Source organism: Sporosarcina sp. USHLN248, assembly GCF_037144575.1.
In the GTDB taxonomy this organism is placed as follows: Bacteria; Bacillota; Bacilli; order Bacillales_A; family Planococcaceae; genus Sporosarcina; species Sporosarcina contaminans.
In genome coordinates, this window is sequence record NZ_JBBCZC010000011.1 from 1 (window position 1) to 22,331 (window position 22,331).

The following is a 22,331-nucleotide window of genomic DNA, read 5'->3' on the forward strand; positions in this document are numbered from 1 at the left end:
CCGCGAGCTACTTTCAGTATTGAATGAGAAAAATACAAGAACAGGTGGCGAAAAACGATTCGTTTTTCGCCACCTGTTCTATTTTAGGGACTTATTGGACAGCCTCTTTTTAGTAGAGTGCCTTGTTTTTCAGTGTCCTCAATTTTATAGAGGCCTTTTTTTCATTTGCTTTTTACTTTGCCTGTCCATGTACGGAAGCCGCCTTGCAACTGGAATAGCTGTGAATAATTGCGTTTCTTTAAGTATAGAGCTGCACGCGAACTTTTACCGCCATTTTGGTCATACAAGTATACAGGTTTATCAGGTCGGATCTCTTTGTAACGTTGGCGGAATTGCGAATAAGGAATATTTCTTGCGCCTAAAATATGGCCAGATTCAAATTCTTTCGGTTCTCGAACGTCAATGAGCTGCGCCTTACGATACCCTTCAATAAACTGTTCTTGCGTTAAATTTGTTACTGCTTTACGGACGCGCAGCATCGTAATGACGAAGTACAAAATCAATGCGATGAGTGCGACGCCTAAGATAATCAAATTCGGATTCACAACGACTTTCCCCTTTCCATCTTCTTATTCATTATAAAGAATGGAAGAACGTTCTTCAATGAGAATGATGTGTGTTTTCATGCAAAATACTGATTGCTCGTAACTGATAAGTAGGTTTCACATGTTAGGAAAAGAGCAGGGTTTCTTTTTGATACTGATAAGTAGGCAATCAGAATGAAAGAGAAAAAGTCAATACTTATTGCGCGTTTGGAATTATGGTACTATGAAAACTATGTTATTCTTTATCGGCTGTTATGGAAGGGGGAATCGTAATGACGAAAAGGATTTGGCACTTTATTAATTCGGGAAAACGTTCGCCTTCATACAATATGGCGCTTGATGAAGCGCTATTGGATTGGCATAGTAAAGGTGAAATAGGCCCTGTTCTAAGATTTTATGAATGGGAGCCAGCTACGCTATCGATCGGTTATTTCCAAAGTGTTGACAAAGAGATTGATATGTCATCCGTGAAAGAACATGGTTTAGGATTCGTGCGGCGACCAACGGGAGGAAGAGGAGTGTTGCACGAGGATGAACTGACTTATAGTGTCATAGTCTCCGAAGCATATCCTGATATGCCGGAAACGGTGACAGAAGCCTACCGAGTCATTTCAGGGGGACTGCTGAAAGGCTTTCAAAACTTAGGGCTACAAGCAGAATTTTCAGTGCCGGCTTCCAAAGAGCAAGCTGATCGATTAAAAAAACCTAAAAGTGCTGTTTGTTTTGATGCACCAAGCTGGTATGAACTTGTCGTTGAAGGGAAAAAAGTAGCTGGCAGTGCACAGACACGTCAAAAAGGTGTCATCTTGCAGCACGGCGCTATTTTATTAAGCTTGGATGAAGACAAATTGATATCTTTATTCAAGTTTGATTCTGCAGAAGCCCGAGAACGAATGAGAATGAACTTGCCCCAAAAAGCTGTAGCAATCGATCGACTTGTTGAGCGTGAAGTTTCGATAGAAGAGTGTATTTCGGCATTCTCGAAAGGTTTCGAACAGGCGTTGGAGATCGAGCTTTCTCCAATGGAATTGACAGCAGAGCAAGAGGCAATTGTTAAAGAAATTGAAGAAAGTAAATATGCAAATAAAGACTGGACATTTAAAAAATAAAGGTTAGCACTTTCGATCTATTTTTTCATGCGAAATCGGATAATCGCGGCATTCGTCAAAATCTGTAAAAACGGATACAGTTGAATGAAGTTTCAATATGTAGTAGATTAGGTAATGTACATAATACAACATGTTGTGTTTGGTAAGAATTTATCTTGAAATAAATAAGGAGGATGCGAGAATGGTTATTGTTTCAAACGAGCAAACACCATCATTGGACAAGCAGCAATTGAATGCGGATATAAAGGAGTTTCCGCAAGTGCATCCCATCACAGATAACATGAAGATTACACATAGCGGAGTGTCCCGTCTCGTGATGATTGATCGATATTCATTTAAGGACACTGAAAAGAAGACGCTAAAAGTAGGCGATTTTGTCGTCTTAACCGTAAAAGAAGATCCGAAATTTCCAGCGAGGGGATTAGGATACGTTAAAGCAATCGATAAAGCGAGTGGCAAAGCGGACATTTGGATTGAAGAAGCATACCGTTCTTCAATCGATGATCCGGAAGAGCAAGAAAAGGGTGTTGTCAGAAGATCATTAGACGTCATTGAGAAGCCGTTAGAAGTGTTTTATGAGCAAATCGCAAAGCGGAATGCTACTGGTTTAGCTGCCGCTGAAAAGACGGAAGAAAAACGGCAAGAATCGTTCGAGCGTTTTTATGAGCAATTGGCAAAATTGAATTTCATTCCGGCAGGTCGTGTCCTTTATGGCGCAGGTTCGGAAACTGAAGTGACGTTCTTCAATTGCTATGTGATGCCATTCGTTCCCGATTCTCGTGAAGGCATTTCCGATCACCGCAAACAAGTGATGGAAATTATGAGCCGCGGAGGCGGTGTCGGAACGAACGGTTCAACATTGAGACCGCGGAACACACTTGCGCGTGGTGTAAATGGAAAGTCATCGGGGTCAGTATCATGGCTTGACGATATTGCTAAGCTGACACACCTTGTGGAACAAGGGGGCAGCCGCCGCGGAGCACAAATGATCATGTTAGCTGATTGGCATCCTGATATTTGCGAATTTATCATCTCGAAAATGCAAAATCCGAGAATTCTTCGCTATCTTCTTGAAAATACGGATGAAGAGCTTATCCAAAAACTTGCCAACGAAAAACTTAAGTTTACGCCGCTTACTGCGCAAGAAGAAGCGATGTATCAAGGGATTTTGAATTACAGATCAATCCCTGGCATGGGCGGTTTCAACGAAGCAATTTTGCGAGATGCGGAAATGAAATTGCGAGATGGCGGAACGTATTCTGTCCATAATCCGGAATTCTTAACAGGTGCGAATATTTCCGTAACATTGACGGATGAATTCATGAAAGCTGTTGAAGAAGATGGTGATTATGAACTGCGTTTTCCAGCAGTTGAAAAGTATACACCTGAAGAAATGGCTTTTTATAACGAAGAGTGGCATAACGTTGGAGATGTTCGTGAATGGGAAAAGATGGGCTATGAAGTCCGTGTTTACCGAAAAATAAAAGCGCGCGCTTTATGGGATCTTATTAATATTTGCGCTACTTATTCAGCTGAACCAGGTATTTTCTTTATTGACAATGCAAACAATGAAACGAATGCGAAAGCATATGGCCAAAAGGTTGTTGCAACAAATCCTTGCGGCGAACAGCCATTAGCGCCTTATTCAGTATGTAACTTGGCGGCAGTGAATCTTGCGGAGTTCGCAAACAAAGAGATGAAAACGGTCAATTACGAAAAGCTGAAAGAAACGGTTCGCGTAGGGGTAAGAATGCAAGACAATGTTATCGATTCGACACCGTACTTCCTTGAGGAAAATAAAGTACAGGCACTTGGTGAAAGACGGATCGGTTTAGGCGTCATGGGCCTTGCGGATTTACTCATTTATTGTGAGAAGGAATATGGCTCCAAAGAAGGCAATGAGCTCGTTGATAAAGTGTTCGAAACGATAGCAACAACTGCCTATCGGGAATCAATCGAACTAGCAAAAGAAAAAGGTAGCTTCCCATTCTTGATTGGTAAAACGGATGAGGAAACCGCTGCTTTAAGACAAGCATTCATTAACACTGGCTATATGAAGCGGATGCCTGAAGATATCCGCACTGCCATTTTGGAACACGGTATTCGCAACTCTCACCTACTTACAGTGGCGCCGACTGGCTCGACTGGTACGATGGTTGGAGTCAGCACTGGACTTGAACCGTATTTTTCATTCACCTATTATCGAAGCGGACGTCTTGGTAAATTCATTGAAGTGAAAGCCGGTATTGTAGAGGAGTACTTGGAAAGTAATCCTCAAGCTGATCCAGATCAATTGCCGGATTGGTTCGTCTCTTCTATGAGTTTATCTCCAGAAGCCCATGCAGACGTACAATGTATTATTCAGCGATGGATTGACAGCTCCATTTCGAAAACCGTAAATGCTCCGCGTGGCTATTCAGTAAAACAGGTCGAAAGCGTCTATGAGCGTTTATATAAAGGTGGAGCGAAAGGCGGAACTGTCTATGTTGACGGCAGCCGTGACTCCCAAGTCCTTACACTGAAAGCTGAAGAGAATACGATGGAGCCTGAAACAGAGATGACGGAAGAGTTCATCGAACAACGGAAAGTCGTCTTAATTGATACAATTCAAGATCTCCGTTCAACAAACGTAACGATCGGATCTGAAGTCGGCAACACTTGCCCCGTTTGTAGGCAGGGTACTGTGAAAGAAATCGGTGGGTGCAATACTTGTACAAATTGTAATGCTCAACTGAAATGCGGATTATAAGAATAAAACATACAGCACCTTGAAGGTTGCTCAAACGGTATCCAAACTGAAGTAATTTCTAGTTTGGATACCGTTTTTTATTATGATAAATTAAGAATAAAAAGAAATTATGAAGGGGAAGAAATGGGATGATGGGAATTAGGAAAGGTGACATTTTTCAAGAACTCAATTCATATACAGAAAAAATAAAACAAGAAAAGTCTTCCTCTGGAGCTGCTCTACTCATTATGAAAGACGATAAAATTGTTCATGAATGGTATTCTGGCTATCATCATTTTGGGAATGAAGCGAGGAAAATTGATAGTTTATCACGATTTAATGTTTATTCTGTTCGTGTAACTTATATCAGTTTAGCGATCTCCATCGCCGCTCAAGAAGGATATTTAAGTTTAGATGATAAAATATGCGATTATTTGCTTGAATATGATCAAGATCTTCTTGGTGAGACGACAATAAGACATTTATTGTCCCGTTCTTCGGGGTTGAAATTTGCCAATAAAGAGGTGCGTCGACTATTTGAGTTAGGAACAAATATCGAGGGGAAGGGGAAAAATCCAGACATAATTGCAAAAATTTTATACAAAGCTACTGGCAAAAGTGTAAGTGAATTGCTTACCGAAAGAGTATTCAAGCCACTAAATTGGACGAGTACTAGTTGGGTCACAGAAGGAGACAATCGATTAGTATGTGATATTCATTCGCCCGATCATCACGCTACATTACGAATTGGTTCAAATAGAGGGGATGAAAGAAATTTATATGTAAATGCAAGGGAATTGGCATTTTGGGGTAATTTGCACCTAAATAAAGGAAAAGTTCGCGGAAAGCAAGTGCTTCCGGGAAAAGTTTTTGATCGTGTGACATCGATACAAAGCCCGGTTGCTTGGCCGAATGATCTACCGAAATTCGGTTCGTTCTGGTGGGTTAAAGACGGTGAGGTACGTTATCCATATAATGAGTTGGGGGCTCATATTCCGAAAGGATCTTATCAAATTTTAGGGGCGTCTGGATGTTCTTGTTTAGTCATACCGCAATACAATGCAGTCGCTGTTAGAATGTACAATCGTTTGTATACAAATGATCTTTCTACTTTTAATTATATTGATGATATCCATAAATTTGGCAGTTTAATTGTTTCAAGTTTAAATAAGCTTGCTGCAAGCGATTAAAATAATAAAAGATTTATTGATGCATTGCGTAAGCAAGTACGGCTTCGTATCGTCGAACGTTCTAAGGCAAGCGTTCGAAAAAGAAAACGCTCGGAAAAGTATTCACCCGAGCGTTTTCATCATGGCTTATTAATTCACTGATACAGTTGTTTGAGTGGCTGCGTTATCTGCAGCTTTCAAAATTTCAACGTTTTCAATACCTACCTCTTCAATTTCAAGCAGTTTATTGAAGGAGGCGATTGCCACTTCGACTTGCTTGTCTTCGGGCTCTTTTGTCGTCAATAACTGTAGCCATAATCCAGGATAGCCTAAATACTTTAATACCGGAATATTGCGTAAGCTATTTGTAAATTGAAGAACTTCAAAAGACACACCGATCACAACTGGGATGAGCAAGATACGATTCACAATTCGAAGCCAGAATGGGTCAGCAGGTACTAAGAAATAAATGAACATACCTACAATAACAGTAAACAGGAGGAAACTGCTTCCACAACGGTAATGTAATCTTGATTGCGCCTGAACGTTTTCGACAGTTAAGGGCAAGCCATTTTCATAAGCGTTGATCACTTTATGCTCTGCTCCATGATATTTAAAAACACGTTTAATGAGCGGTGTCATAGATATTAACGAAATGTAGGAGAGCAACAAGAGTAACTTGAAGAAGCTTTCCAACAGAATTTGGGCTGTTTTGCCAGGTGCCATAAATTCCAATGCTTGTGCTAAAAAGACGGGCACTAATGTAAAAGCGAACTTACCGAATAGGAATGATAGCACTCCAACTGCTGCAACGCCAATAATCATTGAAAGTTTTGAAGGTTCCTCAGAGACTTGCTCTTCTTCCTCGCCTGGCATGATATCATATCTTTCGCTGGCGAACGTCAAATGCTTTGAGCCAATTCCAGCGGATTCAATTAATGCTACAACCCCTCGTACGAAAGGTATTTTTTTTAACTTGGAAGTGACAGGTTTATGTTCTTTAGGTACATAATAATAATCAAGGGAATCATCTTTTCTTCTAATGGCCGTCACAGTATGATTACGGCTGCCGAACATGACGCCTTCAATTAACGCTTGCCCTCCATAAGCAGGTGGCTGCTGTTTTTTACTCATCCATCAATCAACACCTTCGCTAGTTTAATAAAAAATATTTTATTATAAGATCGCCTGTCAAAAAATTGCAGTCTTGCAAAACGATCTTGTCGTTTCTTTATCCATCTATTGTACAAAAAAAACAGGCATTCCTCCACCCATTAGGTTTAAAAAAACATGAATTTCCCGACACTTTCAGCAGGAGGGATATATATTGAATAAAACAATGTTTTTAACAGCTTTATTTGCAGCTATTTTCACAACAATCTCCTTAAAGTTCTTGCACTTTTTCAATTTTATACATTGGTCCCCTATTGGATGGTTGAAATTTTGGACTGGAAAAGGGTGGATGAATGAGTATGGAAAATGGGCATTATTATTTCTCGTACTCTTCGTTGTATGTTTTGTTTTTTATGCGATTTCAAAATGGACTACAGCAATACCGCCAATGGTGACTGCAATTGCAATTAGCCTTATTATTACAGCGGCGGTTGACTGGACAATTGGAATGCCACATACTTTGAAAGAAGGAATTAAAGCATTTTCAATCCCCTTTTTTTCAATTAATGCGATCGTCAGTCTTTTTATAATCGGAACAGCCGTTTATATGAAGAAACTTTCTGCAGATCAACAGAAATAGGTTGCGGCAACGGTACTATATGATAAAATGGGAAAGAAAATGGTGAGGGGAATGGTGTGGTGGTGAAATTGCTTGTTCTGAATGGACCAAATTTGAATCGGCTTGGAAAAAGGGAAGTAGGAATCTATGGAGTAGAAACATTGGCGGATGTTGAGCAGCATCTAATAGACATCGCATCTGAACGGCTTGTTGATCTCGCGTTTTTTCAATCAAATATCGAAGGTGAATTGATTGATAAAATTCATGAAGCAGCCGATGAGAAGTTCGATGGCATTATCTTCAACCCGGGGGCGTTTACACATTACAGCATTGCATTGCGAGACGCCGTCGCTGCAGTGGATGTGCCCGTTATCGAAGTCCATATTTCAAATATACATAGTCGTGAACCGTTCAGACAAACATCCGTTATCGCGCCGGTTTGCATTGGACAAATGTCCGGCTTCGGCACTGGTGGATATGAACTTGCACTCCAAGCTTTCCTTCTCAGAAGAAATGGGGTAAAGCTATGAAACTGACAAAATTACGTGAAGCGTTAAAAGAGTTAGGGCTTGATGCATTATTAGTGACAAATCCTTATAATCGCCGATATATTACAGGTTTCACAGGTAGCTCCGGCGTTGCAATCATTTCTGAAAATGATGCAGTTTTCATTACAGATTTTCGCTATACTGAGCAGGCAGCAGACCAAGTGAAAGGTTTCAAAATCGTTCAACATGAAAAGACGATCATCGAGGAAGTTGCCAAACAAGTGGAGGCCATGAAAATCAGCACACTTGGCTTTGAGAAAGATCATGTTTCCTACGGCTTGTATGAAATGTACAAGGAAAAAGTGTCAGCAGAATTGAAAGCGGTAGCTGGCATTATTGAAAAGATTCGTCTCATTAAGACACCGGAAGAAATTGAAGTGTTAAAGCACGCTGCGAAAATTGCAGATGATGCGTTTACACATATTTGCACGTTTATTAAACCGGGTGTGACAGAGCTCGAAGTTTCAAATGAACTGGAAATGTATATGCGTAAATTGGGAGCGACTTCATCTTCCTTTGACATTATCGTCGCTTCGGGAGAGCGGGGCGCTTTGCCGCATGGCGTTGCCTCCGATAAAGTAATCCAATCTGGCGAACTTGTGACACTCGACTATGGAGCGCTTTACAATGGTTATATTTCGGATATTACACGAACGGTTGCAGTAGGTGAGCCTTCTGAAAAGTTAAAAGAAATATACGAAGTGACCAGAGCTGCCCAACAATTGGCTTTAGAACAGATCAAACCGGGTATGACTGGTATAGAGGCAGATGCAATTGCTCGTGACTATATTAAGTCAAAGGGCTACGGTGAAGCGTTTGGGCATTCAACTGGTCATGGGATCGGTCTTGAAGTTCATGAAGGACCTGCTTTGTCATTCCGTTCAGAAACTGTATTGGAACCGAATATGGCCGTTACGGTTGAACCAGGCATTTACTTACCCGGCATTGGCGGTGTCCGTATCGAAGACGACATCCTAATTACGGAAGATGGCAACGCAAGACTCACCCATTCACCAAAAGAATTAATTATCCTATAAGGATTAAACGGAGGAAACAGCATGATTTCAGTAAACGATTTTAAAACAGGTCTTACGATTGAATTTGAAGGCGATATTTGGCGTGTCATTGATTTCCAACACGTTAAACCAGGGAAAGGAGCGGCGTTCGTCCGTTCCAAACTGCGTAATCTTCGCACGGGAAATGTAAATGAAAAAACGTTCCGTGCGGGCGAGAAAGTCGAAAAAGCGCAAATCGACAACCGCCGCATGCAATACTTGTATGCTAATGGCGATGATCATGTATTCATGGACAATGAAACATACGAGCAAATCGAATTACCTTCAACTCAAATTGAAGAGGAATTAAAATATTTGAAAGAAAATATGGAAGTACACATCATTTCTTTCAAGTCCGAAGTATTAGGTGTAGAGCTTCCTGCGACAGTCGTCTTGGAAGTTGCTGAAACAGAGCCAGGTATTAAAGGAGATACTGCGAGTGGCGGTTCAAAACCAGCTAAAATGGAAACTGGGCTTGTCGTTCAAGTGCCATTCTTTGTTAATGTAGGCGATAAACTGATCATTAATACTGAAGAAGGCGAATACGTATCAAGAGCTTAATATGAACATGCTTATGAGCACATTTTGTAGCCCGAATAGGGATTGCAAAGTGTGCTTTTTTTCTATTGGTTGAAACCAGTAGCTTTTGTTCATTCTTTAGCATTACTACAATACTGCTTTCACAATAACCGGGCTTAGTAAACCAATATCTCATGTAGATTCTACATTACGAAATAAACAATTATAAATAAGCCCTGTGTTTGTATATTATTTCGGATAGATACATAGATTGTGACATGGAGGAGGCACCCGAATTGGAATTGAGTGATCTATTGAGAATTGCTGGCATCGGGTTAGTAATTGGTTTTCTACATGTGTTTTTCGAATCGACGGGGAAAAAGGAGTTTTCGTTTTTTCTTTTCTTTATTGCCTATATTTATATTGCCGCTGAGATGCTCCGCTTCTTAAGGATTTTCTTCACGGAAATTACGGAATTCTTTCAGTGGCTATCTTTGGCGTTCTGATGCTTACACTTTTTCATCTTATTGTCATCTATCTTGTGCTGCTGCTTATCTCCTTTGCGTCGAAAAATTTGCATCCTATGTTATACGCTGCTGTTTTTTTCTTCTTTCTCGCTTATATGACTGTAACAATCGTACTTCCTTTCGGCAAAACCTTCATGCAACTATTTGCGCCTTTTCCAAAGCCGTATCCACAACTACTGATCGGCAGCGTATTTCTATTCTATTTATCAGAAATGATCGCTGGCCACATTGCAGAAGCGGGTTATGGATCAATTGCTGCAGTTGCACGGTTAGCAATTAAAATTGCTATTTTATCGTTATGGTTGCCGCAACTGTCGGAGATGATCGATGCACTTTCAAAACTAATTATTAAATGATCGGATGAGAATCCAATGTTCGACTTTATTGAACCAATTATTAGTACAGTTCTACATAGTTTCCTCATCGTGGTCATTGCCACACTGATGGTGCTGATCATCGATTTTCTCGTTCCTTCATTCAACAAATGGACGAGGCTCATTCTATTTCTGATCGTACTCACAGTCGTCTTGCAGCCAGCAATTGAACAATTGATGGAAATTCGTTCCATTACACAATCGATTGCTGCATTATTTGTTTCCATTTATCCAATATTGACAGCAAGCATCTTAGCAGCGGGCGGAACTTTCAATATGCTGAATTTCCAACCTGCAATGCTGCTATTTGCAAACGGTGCAATCGTACTTTCGGATATCGTTTTAATACCGCTTCTCTCGGCCGCATTGCTTTTTGACATCGTATCGCGATTCCAGCCGGAAATGCCTTTTACAAAATTGGCGGATTTACTTAGGTCCTCTCTATTAGGAGTTGTTTCTGCTATAGTTGCGGCCTATTCCATTTTTATTACGACAGGAGGGACAATCTCCTGGGCATTGTCTGGTGTCACAAGCGAACCCTTAAAGGAATTAATCCGTCAAAACGTTCCATTCATAGGCTCCTTTGTAACAGATAGTTTGGGGGCAATCGGCCGTTATTCATCAGGCGCGAGCGTTTTTATCGGAGGGTGGCTCATTGTAACGATCTGGTCAGTTGCTTTGCTGCCAACACTTAAAACATTGCTGATTGGATTTCTATATCGCTGGACGGCTGCACTGATTGAACCATTCGCAAATGAAGATGTAACTGGCGTGCTTGATGATATCGGGAAAACGCTATTTACATTATGCGCCGTATCATTTTTAGTTGCGTTCGCATTCATTTATACGGCATTGTTTTCCATTATTTTAATTAAATTGATCACTACAGTGAAATGAGGAAAACGCTTGGTTGGATTTTTAACAGGTGTTTTGATGATTGCAATCTTATCTGTAGTTCTCATGCTATTGTTGCCAGAAGAGATGGAAACGGATATGATGCCGATTTTTAAGTTGACGATGGGAATTTGGATCATTCATTCAATCGCATCGATTTTTGGTCATAGCCTGTTCTAAACAAGCATACTATGCATCATAGATGATAAGGACCATATCCGGCTCGAAGGAATGAAATGATGATGCAAAAACCAAAACGAAAAACTCAATTATTCCTCTTAGGCACTTTTATCGTGCTCTTCATCATTTTCATGAATACGACGCTTGGTTCAATTGGGGGGGAGAAAGGAAAAGGAGTGGAGAGCCGGGAAGCTGCGGCATTGGAAGAAGCATTAATGAAAATTGAAGGGATAGGGGAAGTGCATATTTACTTCCACTATGACCAAGCAGAAGGGGCAAGCCTATCAAACTATTTTACATCATCTTCATCGGCTGCCAAAAAGGAAAATTCGTTGAAAGGCATGTTAGTCGTTGCGGAAGGCGTAGAAAATCCAAAAGTACAAAATGAACTGAAACGAATGCTTTCGGCAGTACTCCAATTGCCTGAACATCGGATTCAAATCCAAAAAATGAAGAACAGGGGGCAACAACTTGAAAGCGAATAAGCGAACTGTTTGGTTTTTAACATTACTTAGTCTCGTAGCTGTTATTTCGATCTTCTATTTGAGAAAGGAAGCACCAATGCAACTCGATGGGATGGCCATTTTTGGGGATAAAAACAAGGAAGAGACAATTTTAAAGGAAACTTCTTCGGATGGAAGTAAAACGACATCGGTATTTGCAGATTCTGTAAGATTCGAAGAAATGCGAATGGAAGCGCGTAATGAACGAAGCCAAATGAGAGATCAATTGACAAATAAAATTTCTTCTCCTGATATAACTGCGGAAGAAAAAAAGGCAGCGTATGAAGAAATGGATGAGCTTATAAAGCGAGAATCTGCAGAGGCATTAATGGAGCTTCATATTAAAGAATTAGGCTATCCGGATGCGTTCGTCCGTAAAGATAATGGAAAAGTTGATGTTACTGTATTATCGGTTGATGAAGGCCATTCTGCCAAAATGGCAGATGAAATCACACAATATATAATGACAAGCTGGGAAGATGCTCGCGAGGTACAAGTTGTATTTATGGAATAAAAACGTAATGAAAGGCCCAAAATGGGTCTTTTTCTCTTTATTAGCAAGTGGAATTGGGATTTTTACGCTGTTTTCCCTGTTATCTATTTCAAAATGCGCGAAAAACGTCTAAAATAGAAGCGAGGGAACTATATCATATTGAGTCAGGAGAATCGTTCATGTTAAAAATCCAAGAAATTAGAGAAATAATTAAACTAATCGATCAATCCTCTATTGAAAAATTTACATTTGAGTCAGAAGGAACAAAAATTAAATTGGAGAAAGCGGACAGCAAAGCTGCGGTTGTAGAAACAGCTAAACAAGCCGCAGCTCCTATCCAAGAACAAGTGCAAGCACCTGTAGCAGAAACTCCGAAACAAGAGGCGCCTACACCTGCTCAAGCTCCAGCGAAAGCGGAAGAAGCTGCACCTGTACAGGATTCTGCGCCTGCCCAAGAGGATGCTTCCTTGCATAAAATTACATCTCCGATGGTCGGAACATTCTACAAGGCTTCTTCCCCGGATGTACCTCCGTATGTACAAAAAGGAGATACAGTGAAACCGGATTCAGTAGTTTGCATCGTAGAGGCGATGAAGCTATTTAATGAAATTGAAGCAGAAGTTTCTGGAGAAATCGTCGAGGTATTAGTGGAAGACGGTCAATTGGTTGAATATGGACAACCTCTCTTCCTCGTGAAACAAAACTGAGGAGGGTGACAAGATGAAAAAAGTATTAGTTGCAAATCGCGGAGAAATTGCGGTGCGCATTATCCGTGCATGTAAGGAAGAAGGAATTGAAACGGTTGCGGTGTATTCTGAAGCAGACCGTGAAGCGATGCATGTGGAGCTCGCTGACGAAGCATATTGCATTGGTCCGAAACTTTCAAAAGACAGCTATTTGAACTTCTCGAACATTATTAGTATCGCGAAGTTGACAGGCTGTGATGGCATCCATCCTGGATACGGCTTTTTAGCTGAAAATGAAAGCTTTGCAGAATTATGTGAAGAAGTAAATATTGAATTTATCGGTCCGACAGCTGATGCCATTTCGAAGATGGGCACGAAAGATGTTGCGAGAGAAACGATGAAACAAGCCGGCGTTCCAATTGTACCGGGATCAGATGGTATCGTTGCGGATGAGGTGGAAGGCTTGAAAGTTGCGAAGGAAATTGGTTTTCCAGTCATAATTAAAGCGACAGCTGGCGGAGGCGGAAAAGGTATCCGTGTCGCGCGTGACGAAGAAGAGCTTATTAAGGGCATCAAAATTACCCAAAAAGAAGCTGCAGCAGCATTCGGAAATCCTGGGGTATATCTTGAAAAGTACATTGAAGTTTTCCGCCATGTGGAAGTACAAGTATTGGCCGATAAATTCGGCAATACGATTCATCTCGGAGAACGCGACTGTTCCATCCAACGGAGAATGCAAAAATTGGTCGAAGAAGCCCCTTCTCCTGCATTGACGCCAAAATTGCGCAAAGAAATGGGAGAAGCTGCTGTAAAAGCCGCTGAAGCTGTAAATTACAGAGGTGCGGGCACAGTAGAGTTTATATTCGATCATATAAATGAAAAATTTTACTTCATGGAAATGAATACACGTATTCAAGTCGAACATCCTGTTACAGAAATGATTACGGGCATCGATTTGATTAAACAACAGTTGAAAGTTGCCGCAGGGGAGAAATTGGCATATCGCCAAAAGGATATTCAGTTCAACGGTTGGGCGATCGAATGCCGTATAAATGCTGAAAATCCTGCGAAAAACTTCATGCCATCTCCGGGAAAAGTGACGATGTATATGCCTCCTGGCGGATTTGGCGTTCGAGTCGATTCAGCGATGTATACGGGTTATAGCATCCCGCCGTTTTACGATTCCATGGTTGCCAAACTGATCGTACATGCTGATACAAGAGAGGAAGCTGTCGCGCGCATGAAACGGGCGCTTGATGAATTTATTATCGAAGGAGTCGATACGACAGTGCCGTTCCATTTAAGTTTAATGGATCATGAAGTTTTTAAGTCCGGAGAATTTGATACGAAGTTTTTGGAGAAATATCAAGTGATGCACTAAGTGTGAAATCGAGAACGTTATGGAAAAGGAGGAGAAGTAGATTGGCCGAAAAGGAAAATCCATCATTTGTCGGTATGGATTCGTCTAAAAACGCCGTCTTGGGTCGTGTCCAATTGGCGCCTGAAGTTCTTGAAGTGATTATCGGCATAGCGACGAACGAAGTGGAAGGCGTTGCCGCTACAAAAGGCAACTTTGCTACTGGCGTCGCTGAAAAGTTTGGTAAAGTGTTTCACGGTAAAGGCGTTAAGACGGATTGGGTCGATGAAGGCCTCGTCATAGATGTTTATTGCGTAGTTCAGTATGGGTTTTCTATCCCTGCTGTCGCAACGGAAATCCAAAAGCAGGTCCGTCACGCCGTCTACCATATGACTTCTCTCGAAACGAAAGAAGTAAATGTCCATATAACAGGGATTGAATTCGATTCGTTGAGTGACACTGAATGATTATAGAAGCATCGTCCATTATTGGATGATGCTTTTCTTATCGTGAATATGCTATGATAAAGCCCGAGAGACACAGTTGTGGAGGAGAAAAACGAATGAAGCGAAGAGAAGCACGCGAAAAGGCGGTTCAAACACTATTTCAGCTTGACCGTACTGAAATGTCAATAGATGAGGCAATTACGTATATTATAGAATCGCCAATAGATCCATTCTATGAAAGATTGGTGAAGGGGACTGTCAACCATAAAGAGGAAATTGACAAGACGCTTGAAGACAAGCTTGAACATTGGTCATTGGAAAGACTTCCGAAAATCGAAAGAACGGTTTTAAGACTAGCAGTATACGAATTGCTATTTGAAGATGAAATTCCGCATAGTGTTGTTTTGAATGAAGCAGTTGAGCTTTGCAAACGATTTGGCGATGAAAAATCTGGACGTTTTGTCAATGGGGTTTTATCCAAATTTGAACAAAAATAAATAAATTATAGGAGGAATTGAGGATGACAGCTAAGTTGATTGATGGTGTGGCAATCGGTAAGGAATTGAGATCGGAAATCAACGATGGAGTAAGGAAATTGCTAGAGAAAGGATGTCAGCCTGGACTTGCGGTTATTCTTGTCGGCAATAATCCCGCTTCGCATACTTATGTTCGAAACAAAGAAAAATCAAGCATAGAAGTCGGCATGAAATCCGAAGTAATTCGCCTTTCAGAAGAGGTGACAGAGGCAGAACTTTTGAAGCAAATTGAAAGTTTAAATGCAGATGATACAATTCACGGCATTTTAGTCCAACTTCCTTTGCCAAAGCATATTGATGAGGATCTTGTCATCCAAGCAATTGATCCTAAAAAAGACGTAGATGGCTTTCATCCAGTAAATGTAGGTAAAATGCTTATCGGCCAACAAACTTTTTTGCCTTGCACACCATATGGCATTATGGAGTTGCTTGATCGCTCCGGTGTGGATATAGCTGGTAAACATGCTGTCGTTATTGGAAGAAGCAATATTGTCGGTAAACCGATGGGACAACTGCTCCTACAAAAGGATGCAACCGTAACCTATTGCCATTCAAAAACGAAGGATCTGTCTTCAATTACTAAGCAAGCAGATGTTATCGTTGCAGCAATTGGCAAAAGCAAATTCATTACTGACGAACATATAAAAGAAGGAGCTGTCGTCATTGATGTCGGCATGAATCGTGATGAAAATGGAAAATTATGCGGAGATGTCGACACAGAAAAAGCGAAAGCCGTAGCAGCTGCCATTACACCTGTCCCTGGAGGGGTCGGTCCGATGACAATTACAATGCTACTGAAAAACACGTTAAGAAGTGCTGAAATGGCTGTAACTGAAGGAAGATGTAGCAAAAAAGCATAATGATTCTGTCGACATAAAAAATCAACGCTGTTTTTCAATAGAGAGACAGCGTTCATAGTCAGGCCGGGGGTGAAACTGTTGCAACCAGATTCCTATTTATCTGTCCAAGCATTAACAAAATACATAAGAAGAAAATTCGATGCCGACCCGCATTTGCGCAATGTGTTCGTTAAAGGTGAACTTTCAAACTTGAAAGTTCACCCGAGCGGGCATATTTACTTTACGTTAAAGGACGATAAAAGCAGAATTCAATCTGCTATGTTCAGATCGGCTGCAAGCAATTTGAAATTTAAGTTAGAAGATGGAATGAACGTCCTCATTACGGGCGATGTCAATGTCTATGAAGCGAGCGGCCAATACCAGTTGTATGTTCAGACGATGCAACCTGATGGTGTTGGAGCGCTTTATTTAGCGTTTGAACAGTTAAAAGCAGAGCTATCTAAAGAAGGATTGTTTAATGAAAAATTTAAACAGCCACTCCCTCTGTTGCCCCAAAAAATCGGTGTTGTTACCGCACAATCAGGAGCGGCGATACAGGATATTTGTTCTACGATTGGAAGGCGCTATCCGTTGGCAGAAATCATTTTATTTCCCGCCATTGTCCAAGGCCCCCAGGCAGCGCCATCCATCGTCCGTGCAATCCAAATGGCAGAATCAGTAAATTCCATCGATGTATTAATTGTAGGACGTGGTGGGGGATCGATTGAGGATTTGTGGGCATTCAATGAAGAATCCGTCGCAAGAGCGATTTTTTCTTGCCGAATTCCTATTATTAGTGCGGTCGGCCACGAGACGGATACGACCATTGCCGACTTTGTTGCAGATCGTCGAGCTCCGACCCCTACAGCAGCTGCCGAAATGGCGGTTCCATCGAAGGAAGAGCTATTTGAAAGAATTTTGGAGCGAAAACGTTCATTGTATACATCCTTTTCAAATCAAATTAAAATAGAACGTAAACGGCTAAATAGTTTTGAACAATCTTATCCGCTTCAATTTCCGGAAAGGCTATATCGGCCATTTACAGAAAGATTAAGTAATCTTGACGACCGATTGACAAGAAGCCGCTCCGAATTAACGACGAATCGGAGGGCGGAGCATGAAAGGCTGAATCGTTTGCTAACCTATTATTCACCTATACAGCGTATCAAGGAAGGAAGCAATATGACAGCATTGCTGACCGAAAGATTGACGCGCGCGACTCACAATGAGCTGCGAATTTATAAAGACCAATTTGGCTCGGTTGTCAGGACGCTAAAAGCTTTGAATCCGCTCGAAGTGATGGAAAGAGGGTTTTCCATCGTTTACAAAAACGATAAAGTCGTGAGCAGTGCAGCAGCATTCCAAAAGGGCGATCCAATCGACATCCGCATGCCCGATGGAACTTTAAGAGCGGAAGTCAAGTCAGTTAACGTATATGACGAGGGGGAAGAATAGATGGATAAAGAAACACTTCGTTTTGAAGAAGCCATGTCCAACTTAGAACAAATCGTCCAAAAGCTTGAAACTGGAGATGTTCCGTTGGAAGAGGCCATCACATTATATAAAAAAGGTATGGAGCTGTCCGCTTATTGTCACGGAAAACTGCAGGATGCGGAACAACAGCTGATCTCGATCATCGATAAGGATGGTAACAAAACTCCTTTCGATCCAGCGAAAGGATTAGAAAACAATGAGTGAAAAACTAAAACAATTTATTGATAAAAATATACCGATCATCGATAGTGAAATGAATAGAATTGTACAATCATTGCAAATGCCCAAGTCGTTAAAAGATGCAATGCTTTATTCAATAAACGCCGGCGGTAAGAGAATAAGACCTTTACTAGTACTTTCTGTTTTAGAAGATTTAAACGCAACTTCAAAGGATGCATTAAAAGTAGCTTCGGCAATAGAGCTCGTTCATACGTATTCACTCATCCATGACGATCTTCCGTGCATGGATGATGACGATTTCAGAAGAGGGAAACCGACGAACCATAAAGTATTCGGCGAAGCGACAGCTGTCTTAGCAGGAGATGCAATGCTTACACTATCATTTCAATTAATGGCATCTTTGGACAACACATCGCCAGAAAAGGCAGTCAGGTTAGCCAAGCTACTGGCAGACGCAGCAGGGGCAACCGGCATGGTAGGAGGCCAAATCTTAGATATGGAAGGGGAAACTACCCGGCTGAACTTGGAGCAATTGGAGAATGTCCATATGCATAAGACAGGTGCACTTCTTTCATTCAGTATTGAGGCAGGGGCAATTTTAGCGGATGCAGATGAGGATGTTTTTGGCTATTTGAAGGAATATGCAAAACATATCGGTCTTGCGTTCCAAATAAAAGATGATATTTTAGATGTCACTTCAACGACGGAAGCGTTAGGAAAAACGGCTAATAGCGATGCATCGAGCCATAAATCAACATATCCTGCTTTGTTAGGCTTGGAAGGAGCCGAACAGCAACTATTGAAATACCATGACCTATCGATTAAAAATCTGTCATTTTTAAAGAAAGAGCAACCATTATTGGAGTTGTTTGCTAATTATATTATGGGAAGACTTGCATAAAGAAAAATGTTTCTGCTATGCTCCTTAAACGCTACTAACAATTCGCCTTAGAAGTAGCCTTTTCATTGAAAAAAATGAATTTTCTCCTAAAAGCTTGCTGAAAGATTTTGTATTAAAGTTCCTTCTTGCTATAATGTAAGCTACAAGGATGCGAATTAGGCAATTAATTTATGAAGGTGCGTGATGACGATGGATCTCAACCAAATTACAAGTCCATCTTTTCTTAAAAAGCTCGATAAGAAACAATTGGAACAATTATCTCGAGAAATCCGTAAATTCCTGATCGAGAACCTTTCCGTTACTGGCGGTCATATCGGCCCGAACTTAGGGGTAGTGGAATTGACGATCGCATTGCATAAAACATTTGATAGTCCGACTGATAAATTCATCTTTGACGTAGGCCATCAGGCATATGTACATAAGATTTTAACAGGACGGGCAGGACAGTTTAACACACTTCGTCAATACAAAGGGCTAAGCGGCTTTCCTAAAATGCTTGAAAGTGAACATGATGTATGGGAAACCGGCCATAGCTCTACGTCATTATCAGCTGCAATGGGGATGGCAGCAGCAAGGGATATGAAAGGTGAAAAGAACTACATCGTCCCAATAATTGGGGATGGAGCGCTAACTGGCGGAATGGCACTTGAAGCATTAAATCATATTGGTCATATGAAAACGAATATGACGGTTATATTAAATGATAATGAAATGTCAATTGCCCCGAATGTCGGTGCTCTTCATTCTGTTTTAGGCAAACTGCGCACCGCCGGCAAATACAATTCTGCTAAAGATGAATTGGAATATATTTTAAAGAAGATCCCAGCAGTCGGTGGAAAAATGGCGGCAGCTGCAGAGCGGCTTAAAGATAGTTTAAAATATCTTGTTGTTTCTGGTGTATTCTTTGAAGAATTGGGCTTCACTTATTTAGGACCAATTGATGGTCATGACTTTTATGATTTAGAGCGTAATCTTCAATACGCCAAAAAAATGGAAGGACCTGTCTTGCTCCACGTCATTACGAAAAAAGGAAAAGGATATCGACCTGCTGAAGACGACAAAATTGGAGCTTGGCATGGTACGGGTCCATATAAAATTGAAACAGGAGATTTTGTGAAGTCCCCAACTATTGCCCCATCATGGAGTGGACTTGTTGCTGAAACGGTGCGTAAAATTGCCCGTGAAGATAAAAGAGTTGCTGCAATAACACCAGCAATGCCGGTCGGCTCCAAATTGGAAAATTTTGCAGCAGAATTTCCAAATCGATTTTTTGATGTCGGTATAGCAGAACAACATGCTGCTACAATGGCTGCTGGACTCGCAACACAAGGCATGAAACCGTTCTTGGCAATTTATTCAACGTTTTTACAACGTGCTTATGACCAAATGCTCCACGATATTACAAGGCAAAATTTAAATGTTTTTATTGGCATTGACAGAGCGGGATTAGTCGGAGCTGATGGTGAAACACATCAAGGAGTCTTCGATATCGCTTTCCTACGTCATATGCCAAACTTAGTAATCATGATGCCAAAAGATGAAAATGAAGGACAACATATGGTGAAAACAGCATTATCTTATGATGACGGGCCTATTGCGATGCGATACCCGAGAGGCAATGGACTCGGTGTGCCAATGGACGAGCAGTTGAAAAGGATACCGATCGGAACATGGGAAGTTCTTAGGGAAGGGACTGACGGAACAATTCTTACATTTGGAACTACCATTCCGATGGCATTACAGGCTGCTGAAAGGCTATCTCTAAAAGGAATGCAAGTCAAAGTAGTCAATGCACGATTCATAAAGCCATTGGACAATATAATGCTTCGTGAATTGTTTGCAGATGGAAAACCGATCGTCACAGTAGAAGAGGCTGTTTTAGCGGGTGGATTCGGAAGCGCTGTCATTGAATATGCTCATGATGTGATGGAGACTGTGCCACCAATACATCGACTTGGCATTCCAGACGAATTTATCGAACATGGCAGCGTTGATAAACTGCTCGAAGAAATCGATTTAACGGTAGATTACCTTGAACGAGACATGGAAGAAATGATCCGTAAGCATGCGGTCGAAAGGGAAATTGTATGACGAATGGGCAACAAAAAGAGCGGGTCGATGTATTATTAGTGCAACGTGGACTTGCTGAAACCCGCGAACAGGCTAAACGGTCCATTATGGCAGGCATCGTTTATTCTGCTGAAACAAGACTGGACAAGCCTGGTGAAAAAATAAAAATTGATGCTCCGCTGACGGTAAAAGGCATAGCTATGAAATATGTTAGCCGAGGCGGGTTAAAACTTGAAAAAGCGCTTGGAGTGTTTGATGTCTCTGTCGAAAATAAAATTGTCTTGGACATCGGTTCGTCAACTGGCGGATTTACAGACTGTGCATTGCAAAATGGTGCAAAGCATTGTTATGCATTGGATGTTGGAACGAATCAATTGGCCTGGAAAATACGACAGGATGAGCGTGTAACAGTTATGGAAAGAACGAATTTCCGGCATGCGACGTCTGATATGTTTAAGGATGGGAAACCTCAATTTGCAACGATTGACGTCTCCTTTATTTCTCTAAAATTAATTTTGCCTCCGCTTAAACAAATAATTGAACAGAATGGCGATGTCATCGCTTTAGTGAAACCGCAATTTGAAGCAGGCAAAGAGAACGTCGGTAAAAAAGGGATCGTCAGGGACCGAAATGTTCATATCGATGTTTTGCTGAAAATATCGGAAGCTGCAATTCATGAAGGTTTTTCAGTAAAAGGGATTTCATTTTCCCCGGTTACAGGCGGAGAAGGAAATATTGAATTTCTATTCCATTTAAAATCAGATGAAAGCCCGGAACAACCATTTGACAAAACAGCGTTCACTCAGTTAGTTGATGAAGCGTACGCTGCGTTACACTAAATTTCACTTTGCAGACAAACCGATATGGGTGTTAGAAAAGTGACAAATTGATAAATTAACATCGGAGTGATTGTATTGAATAAAGGACAAAGGCATTTAAGAATTCGCGATATCATTACGAATGAGGAAGTCGAAACGCAAGATCAGCTAGTCGATAAATTAAAGAAAGCGGGAGTGGATGTTACGCAAGCAACAGTCTCCCGCGACATAAAAGAATTGCACCTCATTAAAGTGCCATTGTCTGACGGCCGCTATAAATACAGTCTTCCGCCTGTCCATCGTTTCAATACGGAAGAAAAGCTCCGGCGTATGCTGACAGACGCTTTCGTAAGCATTGACAGTGCCAGTCACTTTATCATCTTAAAGACTTTGCCTGGAAATGCACATGCAGTAGGCTCACTTCTTGATAACTTAGGATGGGATGAAATGCTCGGTACAATATGTGGTGATGATACGTGCATGATTATATGCAGGGATGAAAACCTTACTACTCAAGTGAAGTCCCGCCTGCTGGAGATGCTGTAAATAGATTCAGCGGCGGTTCCTCGCATCTATATGCAGCTCGATAGGAATGAAGAACAATTAGTGCTTTCCTGCTTTTGAAAAC

General features: G+C 41.2%; 26 protein-coding genes. 24 read left to right on the plus strand and 2 right to left on the minus strand.

Features of this window, described 5'->3' with window-relative positions; all coding sequences use genetic code 11:
* Positions 1–161: 161 nt before the first annotated feature.
* A complete protein-coding gene (locus tag WFH04_RS06125) occupies positions 162–527 on the minus strand; it encodes a rhodanese-like domain-containing protein (protein ID WP_381479908.1) in 366 nt (121 codons plus the stop codon).
* Between the two features lie 290 nt (positions 528–817).
* Here WFH04_RS06125 and WFH04_RS06130 point away from each other — a divergent pair, with 290 nt between their 5' ends.
* The 3 genes from WFH04_RS06130 (at position 818) to WFH04_RS06140 (ending at position 5,572) form a co-directional block, all read left to right on the plus strand.
* On the plus strand, positions 818–1,654 hold the full coding sequence (locus WFH04_RS06130; RefSeq protein WP_336823182.1) for a lipoate--protein ligase family protein: 837 nt from the start codon (positions 818–820) through the stop codon (positions 1,652–1,654).
* 181 nt (positions 1,655–1,835) lie between these two features.
* Positions 1,836–4,403 (plus strand): vitamin B12-dependent ribonucleotide reductase, encoded by a 2,568-nt coding sequence (locus tag WFH04_RS06135; protein ID WP_336823183.1) that lies wholly within the window; start codon positions 1,836–1,838, stop codon positions 4,401–4,403.
* A gap of 128 nt (positions 4,404–4,531) precedes the next feature.
* Positions 4,532–5,572, plus strand: coding sequence for a serine hydrolase domain-containing protein (locus WFH04_RS06140; RefSeq protein WP_336823184.1), 1,041 nt, complete (start codon positions 4,532–4,534; stop codon positions 5,570–5,572).
* 129 nt (positions 5,573–5,701) lie between these two features.
* Here WFH04_RS06140 and WFH04_RS06145 read toward each other — a convergent pair whose 3' ends face one another.
* A complete protein-coding gene (locus tag WFH04_RS06145) occupies positions 5,702–6,685 on the minus strand; it encodes a DUF1385 domain-containing protein (protein ID WP_336823185.1) in 984 nt (327 codons plus the stop codon).
* A gap of 193 nt (positions 6,686–6,878) precedes the next feature.
* On the opposite strand from WFH04_RS06145, the gene WFH04_RS06150 reads away from it, so the two are divergent.
* The 21 genes from WFH04_RS06150 to ahrC all read left to right on the plus strand — a co-directional run bounded on the left by WFH04_RS06150 (position 6,879) and on the right by ahrC (position 22,249).
* Positions 6,879–7,304, plus strand: a complete 426-nt coding sequence (locus WFH04_RS06150; protein ID WP_336823186.1) for a hypothetical protein — start codon at positions 6,879–6,881, stop codon at positions 7,302–7,304.
* Between the two features lie 62 nt (positions 7,305–7,366).
* Entirely contained in the window at positions 7,367–7,813 is a 447-nt protein-coding gene (gene aroQ, locus WFH04_RS06155; protein ID WP_381479906.1) for a type II 3-dehydroquinate dehydratase, read from the plus strand.
* Positions 7,810–8,868, plus strand: coding sequence for a M24 family metallopeptidase (locus tag WFH04_RS06160; protein ID WP_336823188.1), 1,059 nt, complete (start codon positions 7,810–7,812; stop codon positions 8,866–8,868). The genes aroQ and WFH04_RS06160 overlap by 4 nt, the downstream gene beginning before the upstream one ends.
* A 21-nt stretch (positions 8,869–8,889) precedes the next feature.
* Positions 8,890–9,447, plus strand: coding sequence for an elongation factor P (efp, locus tag WFH04_RS06165; RefSeq protein ID WP_336823189.1), 558 nt, complete (start codon positions 8,890–8,892; stop codon positions 9,445–9,447).
* 254 nt (positions 9,448–9,701) lie between these two features.
* Positions 9,702–9,911, plus strand: a complete 210-nt coding sequence (locus tag WFH04_RS06170; protein ID WP_336823190.1) for a SpoIIIAC/SpoIIIAD family protein — start codon at positions 9,702–9,704, stop codon at positions 9,909–9,911.
* Positions 9,890–10,288 carry a SpoIIIAC/SpoIIIAD family protein gene (locus WFH04_RS06175; RefSeq protein ID WP_336823191.1) on the plus strand — a complete coding sequence of 133 codons (399 nt, stop codon included), beginning with the start codon at positions 9,890–9,892 and terminating at the stop codon, positions 10,286–10,288. The genes WFH04_RS06170 and WFH04_RS06175 overlap by 22 nt, the downstream gene beginning before the upstream one ends.
* A 15-nt stretch (positions 10,289–10,303) precedes the next feature.
* Complete coding sequence (locus WFH04_RS06180) at positions 10,304–11,203, plus strand: stage III sporulation protein AE (RefSeq protein ID WP_336823192.1); 900 nt, start codon at positions 10,304–10,306, stop codon at positions 11,201–11,203.
* A gap of 9 nt (positions 11,204–11,212) precedes the next feature.
* A complete protein-coding gene (locus tag WFH04_RS06185; RefSeq protein ID WP_336823193.1) occupies positions 11,213–11,380 on the plus strand; it encodes a hypothetical protein in 168 nt (55 codons plus the stop codon).
* A gap of 62 nt (positions 11,381–11,442) precedes the next feature.
* Entirely contained in the window at positions 11,443–11,865 is a 423-nt protein-coding gene (locus WFH04_RS06190; RefSeq protein ID WP_336823194.1) for a hypothetical protein, read from the plus strand.
* Complete coding sequence (locus WFH04_RS06195; RefSeq protein ID WP_336823195.1) at positions 11,852–12,397, plus strand: SpoIIIAH-like family protein; 546 nt, start codon at positions 11,852–11,854, stop codon at positions 12,395–12,397. Before WFH04_RS06190 ends, WFH04_RS06195 begins: the two co-directional genes overlap by 14 nt.
* Positions 12,398–12,555: 158 nt before the next feature.
* Positions 12,556–13,083 (plus strand): acetyl-CoA carboxylase biotin carboxyl carrier protein, encoded by a 528-nt coding sequence (gene accB / locus WFH04_RS06200; RefSeq protein WP_336823196.1) that lies wholly within the window; start codon positions 12,556–12,558, stop codon positions 13,081–13,083.
* A gap of 13 nt (positions 13,084–13,096) precedes the next feature.
* The gene (gene accC, locus WFH04_RS06205; RefSeq protein WP_336823197.1) at positions 13,097–14,443 is read left to right on the plus strand and encodes an acetyl-CoA carboxylase biotin carboxylase subunit; all 1,347 of its coding nucleotides are present in this window, start codon (positions 13,097–13,099) and stop codon (positions 14,441–14,443) included.
* Positions 14,444–14,517: 74 nt separating this feature from the next.
* Positions 14,518–14,886, plus strand: coding sequence for an Asp23/Gls24 family envelope stress response protein (locus WFH04_RS06210; protein ID WP_336823261.1), 369 nt, complete (start codon positions 14,518–14,520; stop codon positions 14,884–14,886).
* Between the two features lie 95 nt (positions 14,887–14,981).
* Positions 14,982–15,362, plus strand: coding sequence for a transcription antitermination factor NusB (gene nusB / locus WFH04_RS06215; RefSeq protein ID WP_336823198.1), 381 nt, complete (start codon positions 14,982–14,984; stop codon positions 15,360–15,362).
* A 23-nt stretch (positions 15,363–15,385) separates the two neighbouring features.
* Positions 15,386–16,261 carry a bifunctional methylenetetrahydrofolate dehydrogenase/methenyltetrahydrofolate cyclohydrolase FolD gene (gene folD / locus WFH04_RS06220; protein WP_336823199.1) on the plus strand — a complete coding sequence of 292 codons (876 nt, stop codon included), beginning with the start codon at positions 15,386–15,388 and terminating at the stop codon, positions 16,259–16,261.
* Positions 16,262–16,339: 78 nt separating this feature from the next.
* Positions 16,340–17,695 carry an exodeoxyribonuclease VII large subunit gene (gene xseA / locus WFH04_RS06225; RefSeq protein ID WP_336823200.1) on the plus strand — a complete coding sequence of 452 codons (1,356 nt, stop codon included), beginning with the start codon at positions 16,340–16,342 and terminating at the stop codon, positions 17,693–17,695.
* A complete protein-coding gene (locus WFH04_RS06230) occupies positions 17,696–17,938 on the plus strand; it encodes an exodeoxyribonuclease VII small subunit (RefSeq protein ID WP_336823201.1) in 243 nt (80 codons plus the stop codon).
* Positions 17,931–18,815 (plus strand): polyprenyl synthetase family protein, encoded by an 885-nt coding sequence (locus WFH04_RS06235; protein ID WP_336823202.1) that lies wholly within the window; start codon positions 17,931–17,933, stop codon positions 18,813–18,815. The genes WFH04_RS06230 and WFH04_RS06235 overlap by 8 nt, the downstream gene beginning before the upstream one ends.
* A 189-nt stretch (positions 18,816–19,004) precedes the next feature.
* A complete protein-coding gene (gene dxs, locus WFH04_RS06240) occupies positions 19,005–20,906 on the plus strand; it encodes a 1-deoxy-D-xylulose-5-phosphate synthase (RefSeq protein WP_336823203.1) in 1,902 nt (633 codons plus the stop codon).
* Positions 20,903–21,724: a TlyA family RNA methyltransferase gene (locus WFH04_RS06245; protein ID WP_336823204.1), complete on the plus strand. Its 822-nt coding sequence runs from the start codon at positions 20,903–20,905 to the stop codon at positions 21,722–21,724. The genes dxs and WFH04_RS06245 overlap by 4 nt, the downstream gene beginning before the upstream one ends.
* A gap of 75 nt (positions 21,725–21,799) precedes the next feature.
* On the plus strand, positions 21,800–22,249 hold the full coding sequence (gene ahrC / locus WFH04_RS06250; protein ID WP_336823205.1) for a transcriptional regulator AhrC/ArgR: 450 nt from the start codon (positions 21,800–21,802) through the stop codon (positions 22,247–22,249).
* Positions 22,250–22,331: the final 82 nt, after the last annotated feature.

Excerpts from the sequence above, each read along its gene's own strand:
- efp (WP_336823189.1), top strand. The coding sequence starts at position 8,890 with ATGATTTCAGTAAACGATTTTAAAACAGGTCTTACGATTGAATTTGAA.
- WFH04_RS06190 (WP_336823194.1), top strand. The coding sequence starts at position 11,443 with ATGCAAAAACCAAAACGAAAAACTCAATTATTCCTCTTAGGCACTTTT.
- accB (WP_336823196.1), top strand. The coding sequence starts at position 12,556 with ATGTTAAAAATCCAAGAAATTAGAGAAATAATTAAACTAATCGATCAA.
- WFH04_RS06230 (WP_336823201.1), top strand. The coding sequence starts at position 17,696 with ATGGATAAAGAAACACTTCGTTTTGAAGAAGCCATGTCCAACTTAGAA.
- WFH04_RS06130 (WP_336823182.1), top strand. The coding sequence starts at position 818 with ATGACGAAAAGGATTTGGCACTTTATTAATTCGGGAAAACGTTCGCCT.
- WFH04_RS06140 (WP_336823184.1), top strand. The coding sequence starts at position 4,532 with ATGATGGGAATTAGGAAAGGTGACATTTTTCAAGAACTCAATTCATAT.
- WFH04_RS06160 (WP_336823188.1), top strand. The coding sequence starts at position 7,810 with ATGAAACTGACAAAATTACGTGAAGCGTTAAAAGAGTTAGGGCTTGAT.
- folD (WP_336823199.1), top strand. The coding sequence starts at position 15,386 with ATGACAGCTAAGTTGATTGATGGTGTGGCAATCGGTAAGGAATTGAGA.
- accC (WP_336823197.1), top strand. The coding sequence starts at position 13,097 with ATGAAAAAAGTATTAGTTGCAAATCGCGGAGAAATTGCGGTGCGCATT.
- WFH04_RS06235 (WP_336823202.1), top strand. The coding sequence starts at position 17,931 with ATGAGTGAAAAACTAAAACAATTTATTGATAAAAATATACCGATCATC.
- WFH04_RS06135 (WP_336823183.1), top strand. The coding sequence starts at position 1,836 with ATGGTTATTGTTTCAAACGAGCAAACACCATCATTGGACAAGCAGCAA.
- WFH04_RS06210 (WP_336823261.1), top strand. The coding sequence starts at position 14,518 with ATGGATTCGTCTAAAAACGCCGTCTTGGGTCGTGTCCAATTGGCGCCT.
- nusB (WP_336823198.1), top strand. The coding sequence starts at position 14,982 with ATGAAGCGAAGAGAAGCACGCGAAAAGGCGGTTCAAACACTATTTCAG.
- WFH04_RS06245 (WP_336823204.1), top strand. The coding sequence starts at position 20,903 with ATGACGAATGGGCAACAAAAAGAGCGGGTCGATGTATTATTAGTGCAA.
- WFH04_RS06145 (WP_336823185.1), bottom strand. The coding sequence starts at position 6,685 with ATGAGTAAAAAACAGCAGCCACCTGCTTATGGAGGGCAAGCGTTAATT.
- WFH04_RS06180 (WP_336823192.1), top strand. The coding sequence starts at position 10,304 with ATGTTCGACTTTATTGAACCAATTATTAGTACAGTTCTACATAGTTTC.
- dxs (WP_336823203.1), top strand. The coding sequence starts at position 19,005 with ATGGATCTCAACCAAATTACAAGTCCATCTTTTCTTAAAAAGCTCGAT.